Raw genomic sequence first — 15,408 nt, 5'->3', positions numbered from 1 at the left:
AACAGATGGGGAAAACAATCTACGGATTAGACATGTTTCATTATGCTGAGCTGATTCAAGACGACGATAAAGGACTTGAATATGCAAAGCCTGAAAGACTGCCAGGAGCCGTAAACGTTAAAGTCGATCCAAAATCAGAGCAGTCTAAATTTTGGGCTGATAACGGCGTCTTTGATTCATTTAACAACATGGGAGACATTGACCTTGAGGCTGAACTAGCAGATTTACCTATTGAGGTGCAAAACAAGATTTTCGGACACAAGGTCGAGAATGGGATTTCTTTTGCCAGTTCTGATGACAAGGCTATTTTCTTGGCTTTCGGCTTTAGGGCGAAAACATCCACAGGCGGCCATAGGTTTTACTGGTTCTTAAAGGGACTTCCTGAACTGATGGCTAACGAAAATAAAACCACAGAGGGTAAAGCAGATCCTGAAACCGCAAAATTCAAGGCAGGCTTTATGACTTTACAAAATAAGAAGGGGAAAAACCGTTGGAAGGCACAAGCTGAGTTCGACGAAGGCTTTGACCCGAATGAATGGTTTAAACAAGTTGTATATGACGGTGCGTCGTTTTCAACGGGAAAAGATACAGAGGATTCCACAAGTTCAGTAGACATCGGAAAGGGCGTTTAATAACGCTCTTTTTTATTTTGTAATCGGGAGGCAATAGCATGGAAGCATTGACAATCACCTTGCATTTAAACGGTAAGAAAAAGAAATTTTCCACACCTAACTTTATCACGGGTGTTTTATTTAGGACTGCGGCAGAAATAACAGAAGACCTTGAATCGAATGATCCTGAAAGGATTTATACAAGTAAACAATCAGAGTTTATCTGTGAAGTGTTCGGAAACAAATTCACTGCAGAAGAATTTGAAAAAGGCATTGATTCAAGACTTTTATATAGAACAATCTACGCAACTGCAAACTATGTCATCGGAAATATCGTTGAAGCGAGCAAGATCCTGAATCCGGAAACCGCAGAGGAAGCAGAGCCGGGGGAGTAAGTTTGTCCGATGCTGTCCTTGATATGTATAACGCATTAGAGGACATTGGCTTTTCACAGAACCAAATAGATGAAATGGATATTGTGTATCACTTGAAGCGACTCGGGCGGCGCAAAGAAGTGAGCAAGGAAAAGCCAAGTAACAACGCTGCAGCATCGGATAAGCCTTTGTACATTGATCAGATACCTGGACTGTAAAAAGGTGGTGAGGGATTGAGCAAAGACATTAAAGTAAAGCTGTATTCTAATTCGTCCCAATTTAACGGGGAAATGAAAGCAATTGCAGTTCAAATGAAAAACATAAAGTCCGAGTTTGAGAAAAATAGGACTGCCGTTGGTGTGTGGGGCAGTGAACTGAAAACGTCGCAGGCGAAAGTCAGAACCCTTTCACAGCAATTAGATCAGCATAAAATGAAGGTCAAAGCACTAGAAAGAGCGTATGCAGATTCAGCCGATAAGAAAGGAAAAGACGCACGAGAGACACAAAATCTTGCCCGTCGGTTAAACTATGCAACAGCTGAAATGAATAAAACGCAAAACGCGTTAACACAAACGACCAACAAAATTCAGAAGATGGAAGCTGAGATAAAACGAACTTCCTCATCGCTTTATAAGATGGGCCAAAGAATGAATACAGTTGGCAACCGAATGAGAAGTACAGGTGCTTCGGTAGCGATGACTACAGGTGTTGCTTTTGCTGGCTTGGCCCTCCCACTGAAAGATGCCGTAGAAGTTGGTATGTCATTTGAAACACAAATGAGCAAAGTTAAAGCTATTTCAGGGGGAACAGCTGCAGAAGTCGAAAAGCTGAAAAACCAGGCAAAAGAGCTGGGAGCAACAACTGTTTTCACCGCCAGCCAAGCAGCAGACGCACAAAGCTTCCTGGCAATGGCCGGATTTAAAGCGAATGATATTTATGCAGCTATGCCAGGTATGCTGAATTTAGCAGCTGCAGGTCAACTGGATTTAGCCGCCGCAGCCGACATTTCTTCTAATATGATGCAGGCTTTTGCCATGAAAGCATCGGAAGCTGGTCACGCATCGGACGTAATCGCATACGGTGCAGCTAACGCAAACACCAACGTTGAACAGATGGGAGAGGCCATGAAGTTCCTTGCACCTAACGCCAATTCATTAGGCTGGGGACTCGAAGAATCAGCGGCCGCAGTCATGGCGTTTGGTGATGCAGGTTTGCAAGGTTCAATCGCAGGACAAGCCTTTGGTACGTCTTTGATCAGGCTGGCAACGCCAGCTAGAAAGGCCCAAAAAGAAATTGATAGATTAGGGTTTGCTTTCTTTGATGCAGCGGGAGACATGAAGAGTATGCCGGAAGTTGTTGCAGAAATGGAAAAGGGCATGAAGGGCATGACGAAGGAACAGCAAGCCGCAACCTTAAAAACCATTGTCGGAGCTGAATCATATAAACATTGGGCCGTTCTCTTACAAAAAGGCAGCAAGGCATTGAAGGATAATACGAAGGCGCTAAAAGAATCAGATGGAGCAGCTAAAAAAATGGCTGACACAATGCTTGATAATGCGCGAGGTAGTATCATCGCTTTTCAATCAGCTGTGGAAGGAGCGAAAATCAAGCTCACTGAAAGTTTACTTCCTGCTCTGGGCAGTCTAGCTGAAAAAGGAGCAGACATCGTTTCCATGTTTAACAAAATGGATTCTGCCACAGCTCAAACGATTGCTAAAACTGCGTTGTTTGCTACGGGTGTTTTAGGCGCCACAACAGCAGTCGCAACGCTGACGATGGGTATCGGTGCGCTCTTAGCATTTACGGGTCCGGTGGGGCTTGCCATAGTTGGTGGAACGGCTTTACTAGGAGGCATTGCCGTTGCGACGTATGCTTACAATGAGCAGCTGAAAAATCAAAAGAAACGCCAAGAAGAAGCAAAAGAATCGGCTCTTCTATATGGTGAGGGCGTTTCTAAAGCAACACAAAAGGCAGCCGGTTCATATGTGAACCTACGCGAAAAAGCTACGTCGCAATTGTTCCAACTGACACAGGTTTCAGGAAAAGAAGCCGAGAAGATGGCAAGCAATCTATTGTCTACTTATCAAAAAATGTCCACATCTCTTATTAAGGAGTTAGAAGGATTTAAGACTGATGCAATTGCAGTTCTCAAAGGACTATTTGAAGACCAGGAAAAAGAGACAAAGAAAATCGGAGAAGATTGGACAGATCAATTAGTTGGTAACATTGACAAGGATGTTCAAAAAGCACGAGAGAAAATGCGCCAACTTGAAAAATTGAAGGATGAAACAGGTTTATTATCATCAAATATGAATGCTTCACAAAAGAAACAATTTGATGGCATTATTTCATTCTTTCAACAGGCAACGAGTAAGTTTGCGGCCAATCAAAAAGACGCATTGGCTATTCAACAGAGGGTTTCCGAGAGTCAAAACAAGCTCTCTTTTAAAAACGCAAAAAGCTACAATGATCAAATCACAGAGCTATACAAAGAAGGTCAGAAAGCAGCGAAAGAAGACCGAGACTATAGAATTAAAGTCTTGGATGAAGCTATTGTAAAAGATGCAAAAAATGCTGAAAGATACAAAGCGTTAAAAGCGAAAACGAATGCCGATTACCAAAGGGATCTTGCTAAGAACCTAGAAGCGTATAAAAACAATTCAAAAGCGTTATTTGATCAAATGGCTCAAGACGGGAAACTGCTGGACTTGGAAACAGGAAAAGCCCTTGAAAAGCAAAAAGAGTATTCCAGTAATTCAATGGGGATCTTTGTTGAAATGGAAGAAAGTGAAGCAAAGTACCAAGAACGATGGGCCGAAAAACAAGTAGCATTCTTACAAAAACTTGGAGACAGCAAAGAAGAAGCATTAGAAAAAACGAAACAAGCGCTTATAGAGTTTAACGAGGGATTGGGCCGTTCTACAGAAGAGTCAGCGAGCAAAGCAAATGAAGCGATTGAAAAGATAGAAAACGAATTCAACCGCGCAACATCTGCCCGTGAATCAGGAAAGAAAATGGGCGATGAATTCGCAGATGGCTTAACAGCTGCCACGCCTAACACGTTAGCAAGTGGATCGATCCTTAAACAAACACTGGATCAAAAATTGCGAGAAGAAAACGGCATCCCTAGAATTGCAGGACAAGAAAAAGGTCAATCGTTTAGTGAAGGTATTAATTCGTCAAAAGTTAACGTATCTAACAGCGGATCAGTGCTGCAGCAAGCACTAAAACAAAAGCTAAATGAAGGCAATACAGAGGCTAAAACATCCGGCTCTCAAAAGGGCCAATCATTTAGCGCGGGAATAAGTTCAACAAGTGGCATCACAAGCACGGCAGCAAGCAGCGTAAACCAAACAGCGTTATCAAACCTAAACAAAAATACCACTCAAGCTACTCAAGCAGGAGAGACAAAAGGGAAAAGTCATAGTGCGGGAATAACAAGCACAAAGGGCGCCAATACGTCTGCAGCATCATCCGTTAGTGCGTCAGCAACAGCCCAACTTGCCAAAACAACCGATGGCGGAGGCGGACAAAAAGCAGGGAATCAATTCGCGTCGGGCATTCGTAGTCAAGCCGGAAACGCAAGTAATTCAGGTAGTACCGTCGCAAAATCAGGAAAACAAGGCTTATCAAGTGTGAAAACAACTAGCACAGGGGCTGATTTTTCTAAAGGATTTGCTAACGGTATTCGTAGCATGGGAGGCACAGGCGGTACGATATGGAAAGCTGCATGGGCCATCGGTAAAGTTGCAATACGTTCGCTGAAAGATTCCATACAATCAAAATCACCTGCAAAGAAGACCATTGCAGAAGGTGTGAACTTTGGCGATGGGTTTATCATTGGTCTTGGAGAAAAAGCGCAGGACGTGAAAAAGAGCACAGCAGCAATGGCGCAAGGTGCTATGACGTCCTTCAAGTCTGAAATTAATAGAATGGCTTTTAACATCCAGGGAGCCGCAGATGAAATAAACACAATGCGCGCCGAACTGACTGTGAAAAATGAAATTGATACACCTATTCTAAATCAGAAGCTAGATGCTCTTATTAGTCTTCTATCAAATAATCTACAGACAAACAATGAAAACGTAAGTGCTGCAGGGCAAACAATCAGAATCCATCCTGCGCCTGTCATTATTGGCGGTCAGCATTTAGCAGACATCGTTTTTGAACAAGGTGACACATCCATACTGGATAAAAAGAGCGCTCAAAAGTACGAACAGAATGCTTATAAAGGAGGGCTGAAAAGATAATGGATCTGTATTTTGATTTCAGAGACGGAATGGGGGAGCAACCTTTGTCGGGGTTACTACCCTATTTTAAATTGTTGAGCTTTGCACCTGACGCGCCGAGCACTGATAGGGAGCTTGTACAGTTGACCAGGTTTAACGGACTTGTACCGACGCAGCATCCGCGCGACATAGTGTACAAAGAAAGGTCTATCAAGGTTGAAATATTGCTTGATGCTAAAATAGCGGCAAACTTTTATCAGTACAGGCATGAGTTTTATGATCTCGTTGTTCAGCCCTTCTGGTATTACATCTCATGTGATCTGCTTCCTGGGAGGCGTTTTGCGGTTACGTGTGACGGAGGGTTTCAAATACCCAAAGACAAGCAAAAAAACCAGGTATCCTTCCAAGTGGATTTTAACAATATCACAGGGCTGGCAGAGTCAAAGGGCACGTCTTTAAGCGCGCAGAACTTTTCTAATGAAAGATGGTTTTCAGGAATGGGAATTCAAAGGCGCGACGATCTGCAGTACCGATTCAAAAACAAAAAACGGTTTAGTGTTTTCAATCCTGGCTTACCTATTAACCCACTGCAGCATGATTACAACGTGCTGCTAAACGCAAAGGGAAAAAACATAACGATTATCAATCACACGAACAATGAAAGATTGAAAATAGAAGCCGAATTGAAAAAGTCACAACAGGTCAGAAACCTGAAACAGTATACCATAGTGGGTAGTAAAAGGTTGAAAACATCCGGTAGGCTACCGTCTTTAGATAAAGGCATGAATGAGTTTGAGATTCAGAATACAAATGATTTTGAGATTGTATTCGATACAAGATTTTATTTTCCGTAAAAGGGGGTTGTCATGGCTGCAAAAGATTTTATAAAAGAGATAGCAAAAGACGCGCAGAGGATTTATAAGAAATACAATATTTTAGCTTCTCTTATTATCGCGCAGTCTTGCCTGGAAAGCGGATGGGGAAAAAGCGACCTAGCTCAAAAGGGTAAAAATCTATTCGGAATAAAAGGATCATTCAACGGTCAATCAGTCCTCATGTGGACCACTGAATATGATAAAAAGGGTAAAGCAACGAGAGTCAAAGCCCCTTTCAGAAAGTATCCTTCATGGTACGAATCCGTACAAGACTTAGCAAAGCTCTATCTAAAAGGGGTAAGCTGGGATCCAAACATTTATAAGGCTGTAATAGGCGAAAAAGATTATACCAAGGCGACAGCAGCACTTGTGAAAGCCGGATATGCAACCGATCCAATCTACGCAACGAAATTGAATAGTATCATCTTCACCTATAAACTTACGCAATACGATACGGTGGAAGGTGTGGATGATGGCCCAAGTGAACCTGAAACACCAACAAAACCGTCTTATCCGAGCAAAGAGTATCAGGGAAAGGACGTAGAGCTAAACGACGGGTTACCTTCTGACATTGATTTTAGGCAGCTACATGTCTCAACCAAGGACGGCAAAGAACTTGTTGAAATCGTAGGCGCAGTGCTAGAACTGCAAGACGACACAACAGGTAAAAAGAGTTTTACTTTTACGTTAATGCGAACTGAGGATAACGGAACTGAATTTGATTTACTTGTTCCAGGGAACATATTGTACTTGGATGAAAAAGATTACAATCATCAAAAATATTACATTACGGATATTGGACTTGATCAAAGTAGAAAAAACGTGTCACAGAAAAAGATAACGGCCAATCATGTGTATACCGTCTTGCTGGTAAATGACAGGGTAGAAGAAAAGATTTCAAAGAAACTGAAAATTAATGAAGCTTTAGACATTGCCCTAGCCGGTACCCCTTTTCAATATGTTCTAAAAGCAAAATTATCGGAGTTTGACGAGGTAGAGCAGGACGGCTTCGGTGAAAAGTTTCGCATTGAATTAATGGATCAGATTGTTGAAGATTACGAAATAGAGCTTGATGTAAATAACTACGTCATCTATGTACATTTAAAAATGGGTAAGGTAGTAGACTTCACACTTGACAGCCGATACAATATGCCAGGATTTAAGATGAAGATTAATGATCAAAACACATCAACGCGTGCATGGGGTTACGGTGCAGAAAAGAAACCTAAGAAAAGTGACACAAAGTCAACCGATACAAAAACGGAGGATGAAAAGGAGAAAGAGCCCGAATACGAATTTGAGCCATTACTCTACATCCATCCTGATGAAGATAAATTTTTGATCGAGGGTAAGCCGCGCTGGGGTGAGCCGATAAGAGACGACACAGTAAAAAAAGCAAGCAACATGGTATCTGCTTTGAAAAAGCACGTAAACCCGTATCCTGACGTGGTAGTTGAGGCTGAGTATCAGTATATCTATGAGCCAGCATTGCAGGGTATAGAAGAGGATTTTTGGAAAGGTGACACGATCCATGTCATTGCTGATACAGCAAACGGCATCACTTTTGAGGACGATGTAAGGCTAGTGTCAGTCACTTATAATCCCCTCAACCCGTATGACAGCCCTAAAATGACTTTCGCAAACTTCCGAAAAGACATTCAGGATTATCAAGTAAGCCAGGCGCGGCAGATTAAGCAGCAAAAAAGATATATAGATCAATTAATGAGAACGCTCAATTAAGAGCGTTTTTTCTTTTGAAATTGAAAGGAGTGAATAAATTGATCCGGCTTAAAAAGGATTATGATACCACAAGAAATTCAGTCTATGAGTCACAGTTACGCGGCGACATGCAAACGGTTGAGAATGAGCTTAATAAAAACGCAACTGAATTACAGTCTCATAAGAACAGTGGTAGTGCTCACACGTCAAGTCAAATTAAACACGGACTTTATGATGTAGGAAGTCATATAGATACTATTCAATCTCGTATTAATAATCTCGTATTGAATCACGATGGTAATGACGTAAAAGAAGTCGTGGACGCCCGTGTAGACTATCGTGGTATTATTTACCCGACTCTACACGATCGGTTGAACGGAAGTGAATCCAAATTAGATGCGCTTAATCAAATTATCGAGAAAGAAACGATGTTTGATTATACTACCGTTTCTCCTGTTTATCACACACACCTCAATCTTAAAGATCCGACTGTGCTACAGTGTTTTGTAATTGACGAGGCGACGGGCGATATATATGCAACGCAAGTATCCTATGGAACCGCGGGCAGTGGTCGAGAGAGCTTTACTGTAACCCGTTTAAATAAAAACGGGGTTATGCTAGACAGTATGCTCATTGCGGATGGAGGACATGGCACGACAATCGGAATCGAGAGAGAAAACGGAAAGGTATATATTTGGTCCAACTATAATAAAGTCAATTCCGGTGCTGTAGTTGGTAATGAACTTGTGCGATTTCCATATGAAGCAGGGGTCACTTTAACAAGAGATAACGGAATGATTGAGCGCTACAATAAATTTAATGATCTTTATACGATACCCGTTATTGACCAACAAAATGGGTTAATATCATTCCGAATGCACCTCCCGGATGACACTAGTGTAGTAGAACTCAGGAAATTAAGTGATGTAAAAAACTGCGTAAATAAAGTGCTGGGCGAGGTAACCGTACCTAACGATCTACATTATTTACAAGGGTTTACGATTGATGGATATGACTTATATTGGTACACAGGCGACACTAACAGCGTAAATTACCCGGCCGAGATTGCTTTGTTTAGTTTTAGAGATGGGCTGCTTAAAAAAAGAATCACATGTGATTTCGGTCGTGGATACGACGGCCGTTACGAAGATGATTTTCGTGAGCCTGAATCCGTCTTTTTATATAAGGACCCGAAGACGGGTAAAAAATCTTTATTTGCTGGCGTCGTCACCGGAGCTGTCGGAAAGCGGCAGGCGAAGGTGTATGCCTATCATTCGAAAGAAAATTCGGGTAAATTTGCGAACGATCTGTCATCTGAACGTCAAGGCTATGCGCTATCTCAAAATAACGGTGCTGCAAAATGGCTACCGGACGGCTTAAAGTCGTTAAAAGATTATAAAAAGCCCGGTCTGTATTATATGAAAACGTCGGAAACAAAAACGCTTGAAGATCATCCTGACAAGGGTAACGCCGGTTGGTGGTTATCAATTGCGCCGTCTGATTCTACTGGCGCAGTTATACAAACTCTTACACGTAATTCCACGGGGCGGACCGTCAAGGTATTCACTAGAGTTGTATCGGGGGATGTGGCGGGAGAGTGGGCTGAGATCACAACTGGCGGAAAGCTTCCTTGGGCGGACTTGCCGCCTAAAAATGGTGCTAAAAATCCCGATGCTAATAATCGTTTGCAATTTGCAGTACAGGGCGGCTTTTTACACCTTCGAGGTAGCGTAACGATACCTCGAAAAGACGGTATCGTATTTGCGGTGCTGCCAAAGGGGGCACGTCCTACTAAAAATGTATTTACATCGTGTCAGGTTGCCGGAACGACTGGGGAAAGGAAAATATCGGTGCAATCGAATGGCAATATAAGAGCGTACGGGCTGATGGCAAACAATACGGCAAATGCTACATCAACGTACATGGACGTTGTGATCAAACTAGGTTAGGAGTAGGAGGCTGTGAAATGGAATACGAACAAATATGGGCTTATCAATATGACGAGAACAATATTTATGTTTGTCCTGTGGAAATCATCTACATTGAAGACGACGACGGAAATATCACGAAAATAGTACCCGAAAATGCAACGGAAGTTAGCCCGGGAGATCTTGTCCATGCAAGATGGACGGGAAACGAGTGGGTAGAAAGTGCAACGGATGAGTATCTAGAGTCTATTAAGATAATTGATACAAATGACGAGAGCGACGGCACTAAGGCCCTTCGTGCGGTAGCAGATATTTTAGAAACTATGGTAAGGGGGTGATTCATAATGAACAGCCCTTTTTATAATGCTATCAAGACGTGTTATCTATCAGGATATTGGGACGGCAAGGAAGAGCTTCTTTCTATGGCAGTCGATCAAGGTAAGATAACAGAAGAAGAAAAGGAAGAAATTAAGAAACTCAGGCAGATCGAGTTAAAGAAGGAGGCGGCACTATTTGAGCAATCAGATTTTTAAAAATGGTGTATTACCATTTATCGTAAACGCTTATGATCAAAGCGTTTACGATTCTAAAATTGTGTTTTCTACTCAAGATATAGGCACAGCTAGATTAATCTTTAAGATGCGTAAAGATGGTGAGCCTCTTCCTTTATCTGCGGTAGAATGTAAGTTAGTTCTATTGTTTTCTGATGGATCTAAGCATATTAGAAACATCACACTTCTTGACAAAGTGGAAGGGGTAGCCGAATACATCTTAAACAAGGAAGAAATCAAGATATACGGAAGAGTGCAAGCATCGTTAAATCTCTTCTATAAAAATGGACAATCCCTGTCCGTACATGAATTCAATTTTGATATAAAAAAGAATTTAATAGATGAAAATATAGTCCCAGCTGCAGAGTATTACATTGACGATTTTCAATCGTTGAAAAGTCAGATTGAACGCAAGGCAGCAGAACTCGAAGCAGATATAAATAAGCATAATGATGAAATGAAAGAAAACATTGATCAGTTCATCAAAGAACTAAAAGAGCAGCTAAACAGGATGAAAGAAAAACTTGACGATATAGACGCAATTGAAACGAAAAAAGGAGCGCAAAGTAAGGCGAATGTCGCTTTAAGCGAAGCCAAAACCTATACGGACAATCATGCGCTAGACGCTGATATTCACGTCACGCCGCAACAAACATCTTCATGGGACGCTAAAGAGACGCCGGAAGGCGCACAAAACAAGGCTGACGAAGCGCTTAAATCTGCAATTGCTCATTACGACAATTTAACATGGATAAATGTAACGTTAAAAAACGGAGCTTCTACGGGGGCACGTCCTTTCCAATTTGCTCAATTTGGCGGTTCGTTATTATTGCGAGGGCATATAACCGCAACAAGAGAAGTCGTAATCGGGGTGCTGCCTGAAGGTGCACCCAAACCGCCGCAAAAAGGAGCAGTGGCATCGGCCTCCGTATCAGGGTCAACTGGATTTAGTAAGTTATTCCTAAACAGTGACGGTGAATTCACGCTGACCGGAATTGTCGCAAAAAATGAAAATGCTGTAACAGGTTATTATTTTGACGATTGCATAATTCCATTAGATGAAGGAGGTTCACCATGATATTAGTGTATAGGTATGACGAAAAATTCGATCTAGTTGCATCGGTCATTTTGACGGAGACGGACGAGAAAGGTGATTATATTATTCCTGAAAATTGTACAACAATCGCACCTCCTGATAATCCGTCTTTATACAAGCCTAGATTCGACCCCAAAAAAGAAGAATGGTTTGAATCAGCAACCAAAGAGTACATTGATAGTTTTCAAACTGACCCACCGCCACCAGATGATATAGCGCTGCTAAAAAAACATGTCGCTCTCCTTACATTGCAGGTATCACAGATACAGAGAGGCGGGGCATCATGATTTATCCAACGGCGGCCGACATTAAAGTGTTTTGGGATTGGGGTGTGTATACGCCCGAAATAATGCGGGAGTATGTTTCTTTAAGAGTCATTACAAAAAAAGAATTTGAAGAGATAACAGGATTAAAGTTTGAAAATGCTGCTGTCTCAGTGGATTTAGGTTCTACAGCATCTTAACAGGTGCTTTTTATTTTGCCTTCTTAAAGGAGGTGACAAAAGAAATGGAGGAAACGATAGTGTTTATTAACTTTGAAACTTTGGATCTTGCAAGAACATATCTATTTGGCGGAGTGAAATTTCTGGACTTGCTTTTGCTGTTGAGTGTCATCGACGTTTTAACTGGAATCATTAAAGCATGGAAGATCGGGAAGCTACGCAGCCGTACGGCATGGTTCGGTTACGTGCGGAAAATGCTCAGCTTCGTTGTTGTGATTGTGGCTAACATCATTGATCAGATCATGGGTTTAAATGGAGTGCTGACATTTGGGACAGTGCTTTTTTATATTGCAAACGAAGGGCTTTCCATCGTGGAAAACCTTGCACAGATCGGCGTTAAAATTCCGGCTTCCATCACAGACCGGCTTCATGTGATCGAAAACGACAGTCAAAAAGAAGAAGAGGAAAAGAAAGCTGCTGAGTAATCGGCGGCTTTTTTCTATATAAAAAAATGATTGGGGAGATTGAATATGACAAAGAAAATTATGCTTGATCCTGGACACGGTGGGCACGATCCGGGCGCAGTAGCAAACGGGTTGAAAGAGAAGGATCTTGTATTAAAGATTGTAAAGAAAACAAAAGCGATTCTTGAAAAGGTATACGGGGCAACAGTTAAGCTCACAAGATCAACTGATGTTTATATTGATCTGTCCCAAAGAGCAAGACTAGCAAATAATTGGGGTGCTGATTATTTTGTGTCTATCCACATCAACGCTGGCGGAGGAACGGGTTTCGAGACGTTTCGTTTTGATAAACTATCTGCAGCATCTAGTACTGGAAAGCAGCAAAAGATCGTACATGATGCGATCTATAGAAAAATTAAAGCAAAAACATCTGACCGAGGGAAAAAGTCTAAAAATCTGGCCGTGTTAAGAGAAACAAAAATGCCAGCAATTTTGACAGAGAACCTTTTTATTGATCGGGAAAAAGATGCTGTGCTGCTGAAACAGGAGTCATTCCTTGATGCTTTGGCTGAGGGACACGCAGAAGGTATCGCGGCGGCCATCGGTTTAAAAAAGGTATCCTCTTCAAATAAGACAAAACCAACTAATAAACCATCACCAAAAGGTATTAAAATGGCCGTGGTGAAGCCGAATGCTGATGGATGGCTATGGGTCTATGATAAGCCGAATTGGTCAGCAAAGCACAAAAAGGTGAAACCTGGTGAAGCATTTACGATTGATAAGACCGTTACAGTCAACGGATCAAAAATGTATAAGCTTAAATCAGGTCTTTATATCACAGCTGCTACGAAATACGTTCAGGTAAAACAAAAGTAAATGAAAAGCCCTTCCTTATTGGAGGGGCTTGGTTTATTTTATGATTTATCCTCTTTTTAATACTCACATACTTTATCTTCGCATTCTGGCTTTTCTTTAGCATCAACATAAGACGATGTTATAGTGTCATTTGACTTGTCATAAATTCCCCAAAACCCTTTTTCTTTGTTACCGTTCAAATATCCCTCTGCATTAATACCACCCATTGGGTCTATTTCATATTTTTCGGAGAACTCAATTTTATCTATTCCTTCATAGTTAGCGTTTATGTAATTAGTCATTCGTTTTTTAGCTTTTTCAAATAATTCTAGTTCTGCGGTCATAATTTTTTCTTGCTTTTCATCATATTGGTGTTTCATGTATATTCCTCCAAGTGTTATAATGATGATTGCTGACAACAGGATAATAATGTATTTTTTCATAAGACCATCCTTTCAGTGCTTATTTTACATGAGGAGTGTGTCAATGTACATGAGCAAGAAGGCCAAGATCCCTAACTTATCTGACCAAGATTATTATAGTATTAGTCAACTAACATATAGAGATGAGTATTTGAAGAAACATTTCTCAAAAAACATACCCGTAAAGATTAATTCAGGAAAACAATATATTATAGACAAAATAAAAAAAGACCCAGACACAGGGCTAGATGTTTACGTATTTGTCCAAGCCAAGAAAAAAGAAGGTAAATGGGTTAAACCAAAAGAACCTGAGAATGTTGTCATAGGTTTTCAAGGAACAAATCAGGAACAGATCAAAGCTGACGTGATAAGTGCAGATGGTGGCAACGTGGTAATGGGTGAAGACCCGAAAAAGAAAGTCAAATACATCATGAAAAAAGAGGCGTCTGAAAACGCTAAAGCGATTACCAAGTATAACGGTAGTATGGAACAAGCCATGTTGATGAAAAGTGGAGGATACAAAATTGTCACTAAGACATCTCAATTTGATCAAGGTGATCAGCTCGTAGCCAATGAAGTAAAGAAGTATGCTGGAAAGAATACAGTGATTTCGACAACGGGTCATTCACTTGGAGGGGCAGATGCGGAATACGCTGGTGTAAACAATAATGTATACAGTGTAGCCTTTAACAACCCTTCTATTGTTAAGCTGCATGATGAAGAAACACAGAAGAAAATCAGAAACGGCGAATTTGATTTGTATCATAAAGCCATCATTAATCCCGATGATATGGTGGGTTCAGGTTGGTTATTAGAATATGATCGACACAACGGAACGACACTTTATACGAAAGACCCCAGTCAATCACGAAGAGATCGTATAGATCGGTTTAAGTCACCGCTTGGTGTTCCAGGGGTTTTAGGAAATTTGATTACTTCCTTCTATGGACAAGCATTCGCAAAAAATCCCGATACTCATAGTTTAAATGATTCGAACTTTACATTTGATAAGAATGGTAATATCAAAAGTGTGGATGGAAGCAAAGGTGTTTATAACCAGAATATCGAATCGTTCTCATCTTTTTCAGGTATGAATGGACAAACCATCAAAGTGGATGCTAAATATGCAAAAGAATTAGCTCATCGATTACAGGCAGCTATCGAAGACTTAAAAACAAAAAAACAAGCAATTGAACAATTCCCTCATGATCACAGCAAAATGGTTTATGACGTGAAATCTATTTGCGGAAAGAGATTGGGAGAATTCAAGGATCTAGATCCAAGCGATGTTGATAAAGCAGTATTGTATCACGCGCCTTATGTGAAAGATGGGGCAGAATTTTATGACTCAGAAGAACACTATGAAACTGAGGCTTCTCTCCATTATTTGATTAGAGATTTAGAGGATATTAGTGAGTTTATAGTTAAAATGGCGGAGGATCTGAAAGATAAGGATAATGAATTAGCAAGATGGTTACGGTTGTAAGGAGGATTTAACATGCTATATGGAGTTAATATGGATGCAGATGAGTTTTACAGGCGATTACAACAGAATGAGGAATTAAAAAACATTGTGGGTTCAAGTTTAAAAACCCATTGTCAGAATCTAAGAAAAGACATAAAAAACGCATCGAACTTTTCTTCAGAACAACAGGCGATAGCTGAAGTGTATGTTGCATTACTTTCATCTTTTGAAGGGAAAGCAAAGGATGCATTGGTGCAAAGGCTCAATGAAAATGCAACTATGCTAACAAATGCAACACAGAACAGAAGTGCCTTTCTAAGAAGTATAAAGACTAAATAGTTGCATAACCTCTTCGCAACGATGCGATGGAGGTCTTT

General features: G+C 41.0%; 17 protein-coding genes. 16 read left to right on the top strand and 1 reads right to left on the bottom strand.

The genetic code is table 11. The annotated features are described in order from the left end of the window. Positions 1-5 precede the first annotated feature (5 nt). The 14 genes from MHI46_RS13085 to MHI46_RS13020 are packed head-to-tail and all read left to right on the top strand — an operon-like array spanning position 6 to position 13,165. Positions 6-632, top strand: a complete 627-nt coding sequence (locus tag MHI46_RS13085) for a major tail protein (protein WP_342502859.1) — start codon at positions 6-8, stop codon at positions 630-632. 38 nt (positions 633-670) lie between these two features. Continuing rightward, a complete protein-coding gene (locus tag MHI46_RS13080; protein WP_059375584.1) occupies positions 671-1,006 on the top strand; it encodes a hypothetical protein in 336 nt (111 codons plus the stop codon). A 2-nt stretch (positions 1,007-1,008) separates the two neighbouring features. Then, positions 1,009-1,203: a hypothetical protein gene (locus MHI46_RS13075; protein ID WP_335356416.1), complete on the top strand. Its 195-nt coding sequence runs from the start codon at positions 1,009-1,011 to the stop codon at positions 1,201-1,203. Between the two features lie 15 nt (positions 1,204-1,218). Then, positions 1,219-5,235 (top strand): phage tail tape measure protein, encoded by a 4,017-nt coding sequence (locus MHI46_RS13070; RefSeq protein WP_342502858.1) that lies wholly within the window; start codon positions 1,219-1,221, stop codon positions 5,233-5,235. Then, positions 5,235-6,068, top strand: a complete 834-nt coding sequence (locus MHI46_RS13065; protein ID WP_342502857.1) for a phage tail domain-containing protein — start codon at positions 5,235-5,237, stop codon at positions 6,066-6,068. Before MHI46_RS13070 ends, MHI46_RS13065 begins: the two co-directional genes overlap by 1 nt. A 12-nt stretch (positions 6,069-6,080) precedes the next feature. Continuing rightward, the gene (locus tag MHI46_RS13060; protein ID WP_342502856.1) at positions 6,081-7,829 is read left to right on the top strand and encodes a phage tail protein; all 1,749 of its coding nucleotides are present in this window, start codon (positions 6,081-6,083) and stop codon (positions 7,827-7,829) included. Between the two features lie 38 nt (positions 7,830-7,867). After that, a complete protein-coding gene (locus MHI46_RS13055; protein WP_342502855.1) occupies positions 7,868-9,757 on the top strand; it encodes a teichoic acid biosynthesis protein in 1,890 nt (629 codons plus the stop codon). 17 nt (positions 9,758-9,774) lie between these two features. Beyond that, complete coding sequence (locus tag MHI46_RS13050) at positions 9,775-10,074, top strand: hypothetical protein (RefSeq protein WP_342502854.1); 300 nt, start codon at positions 9,775-9,777, stop codon at positions 10,072-10,074. A gap of 6 nt (positions 10,075-10,080) precedes the next feature. Then, positions 10,081-10,269, top strand: a complete 189-nt coding sequence (locus MHI46_RS13045) for a hypothetical protein (RefSeq protein ID WP_342502853.1) — start codon at positions 10,081-10,083, stop codon at positions 10,267-10,269. After that, positions 10,250-11,365 carry a BppU family phage baseplate upper protein gene (locus tag MHI46_RS13040; protein ID WP_342502852.1) on the top strand — a complete coding sequence of 372 codons (1,116 nt, stop codon included), beginning with the start codon at positions 10,250-10,252 and terminating at the stop codon, positions 11,363-11,365. The genes MHI46_RS13045 and MHI46_RS13040 overlap by 20 nt, the downstream gene beginning before the upstream one ends. Beyond that, on the top strand, positions 11,362-11,670 hold the full coding sequence (locus tag MHI46_RS13035) for a hypothetical protein (protein WP_342502851.1): 309 nt from the start codon (positions 11,362-11,364) through the stop codon (positions 11,668-11,670). Before MHI46_RS13040 ends, MHI46_RS13035 begins: the two co-directional genes overlap by 4 nt. Further along, the gene (locus MHI46_RS13030) at positions 11,667-11,846 is read left to right on the top strand and encodes an XkdX family protein (protein ID WP_342502850.1); all 180 of its coding nucleotides are present in this window, start codon (positions 11,667-11,669) and stop codon (positions 11,844-11,846) included. Before MHI46_RS13035 ends, MHI46_RS13030 begins: the two co-directional genes overlap by 4 nt. A 44-nt stretch (positions 11,847-11,890) precedes the next feature. Further along, positions 11,891-12,310: a phage holin family protein gene (locus MHI46_RS13025; RefSeq protein ID WP_342502849.1), complete on the top strand. Its 420-nt coding sequence runs from the start codon at positions 11,891-11,893 to the stop codon at positions 12,308-12,310. A 45-nt stretch (positions 12,311-12,355) separates the two neighbouring features. Further along, entirely contained in the window at positions 12,356-13,165 is an 810-nt protein-coding gene (locus MHI46_RS13020) for an N-acetylmuramoyl-L-alanine amidase (protein ID WP_342502848.1), read from the top strand. A 56-nt stretch (positions 13,166-13,221) separates the two neighbouring features. Here the strand turns inward: MHI46_RS13020 and MHI46_RS13015 are convergent, their stop codons facing one another. Then, positions 13,222-13,587 (bottom strand): DUF1433 domain-containing protein, encoded by a 366-nt coding sequence (locus tag MHI46_RS13015; RefSeq protein ID WP_342502847.1) that lies wholly within the window; start codon positions 13,585-13,587, stop codon positions 13,222-13,224. 49 nt (positions 13,588-13,636) lie between these two features. On the opposite strand from MHI46_RS13015, the gene MHI46_RS13010 reads away from it, so the two are divergent. Further along, the gene (locus tag MHI46_RS13010; protein ID WP_342502846.1) at positions 13,637-15,052 is read left to right on the top strand and encodes a lipase; all 1,416 of its coding nucleotides are present in this window, start codon (positions 13,637-13,639) and stop codon (positions 15,050-15,052) included. 12 nt (positions 15,053-15,064) lie between these two features. Continuing rightward, positions 15,065-15,370, top strand: a complete 306-nt coding sequence (locus tag MHI46_RS13005) for a hypothetical protein (RefSeq protein ID WP_342502845.1) — start codon at positions 15,065-15,067, stop codon at positions 15,368-15,370. Positions 15,371-15,408 lie beyond the last annotated feature (38 nt).

It is taken from the genome of Bacillus sp. FSL K6-1000, assembly GCF_038630785.1.
GTDB classification, from domain to species: Bacteria; Bacillota; Bacilli; order Bacillales; family Bacillaceae; genus Bacillus; species Bacillus safensis.
The sequence above is the reverse complement of the archived record's forward strand: the minus strand, read 5'-3'. Positions and strand labels throughout refer to the sequence as shown.

Coding starts and splice junctions, on each gene's coding strand:
- MHI46_RS13015 (WP_342502847.1), bottom strand. CDS start 13,587: ATGAAAAAATACATTATTATCCTGTTGTCAGCAATCATCATTATAACA.
- MHI46_RS13010 (WP_342502846.1), top strand. CDS start 13,637: ATGAGCAAGAAGGCCAAGATCCCTAACTTATCTGACCAAGATTATTAT.
- MHI46_RS13035 (WP_342502851.1), top strand. CDS start 11,362: ATGATATTAGTGTATAGGTATGACGAAAAATTCGATCTAGTTGCATCG.
- MHI46_RS13005 (WP_342502845.1), top strand. CDS start 15,065: ATGCTATATGGAGTTAATATGGATGCAGATGAGTTTTACAGGCGATTA.
- MHI46_RS13085 (WP_342502859.1), top strand. CDS start 6: ATGGGGAAAACAATCTACGGATTAGACATGTTTCATTATGCTGAGCTG.
- MHI46_RS13020 (WP_342502848.1), top strand. CDS start 12,356: ATGACAAAGAAAATTATGCTTGATCCTGGACACGGTGGGCACGATCCG.
- MHI46_RS13025 (WP_342502849.1), top strand. CDS start 11,891: ATGGAGGAAACGATAGTGTTTATTAACTTTGAAACTTTGGATCTTGCA.
- MHI46_RS13050 (WP_342502854.1), top strand. CDS start 9,775: ATGGAATACGAACAAATATGGGCTTATCAATATGACGAGAACAATATT.
- MHI46_RS13080 (WP_059375584.1), top strand. CDS start 671: ATGGAAGCATTGACAATCACCTTGCATTTAAACGGTAAGAAAAAGAAA.
- MHI46_RS13060 (WP_342502856.1), top strand. CDS start 6,081: ATGGCTGCAAAAGATTTTATAAAAGAGATAGCAAAAGACGCGCAGAGG.
- MHI46_RS13065 (WP_342502857.1), top strand. CDS start 5,235: ATGGATCTGTATTTTGATTTCAGAGACGGAATGGGGGAGCAACCTTTG.
- MHI46_RS13030 (WP_342502850.1), top strand. CDS start 11,667: ATGATTTATCCAACGGCGGCCGACATTAAAGTGTTTTGGGATTGGGGT.
- MHI46_RS13045 (WP_342502853.1), top strand. CDS start 10,081: ATGAACAGCCCTTTTTATAATGCTATCAAGACGTGTTATCTATCAGGA.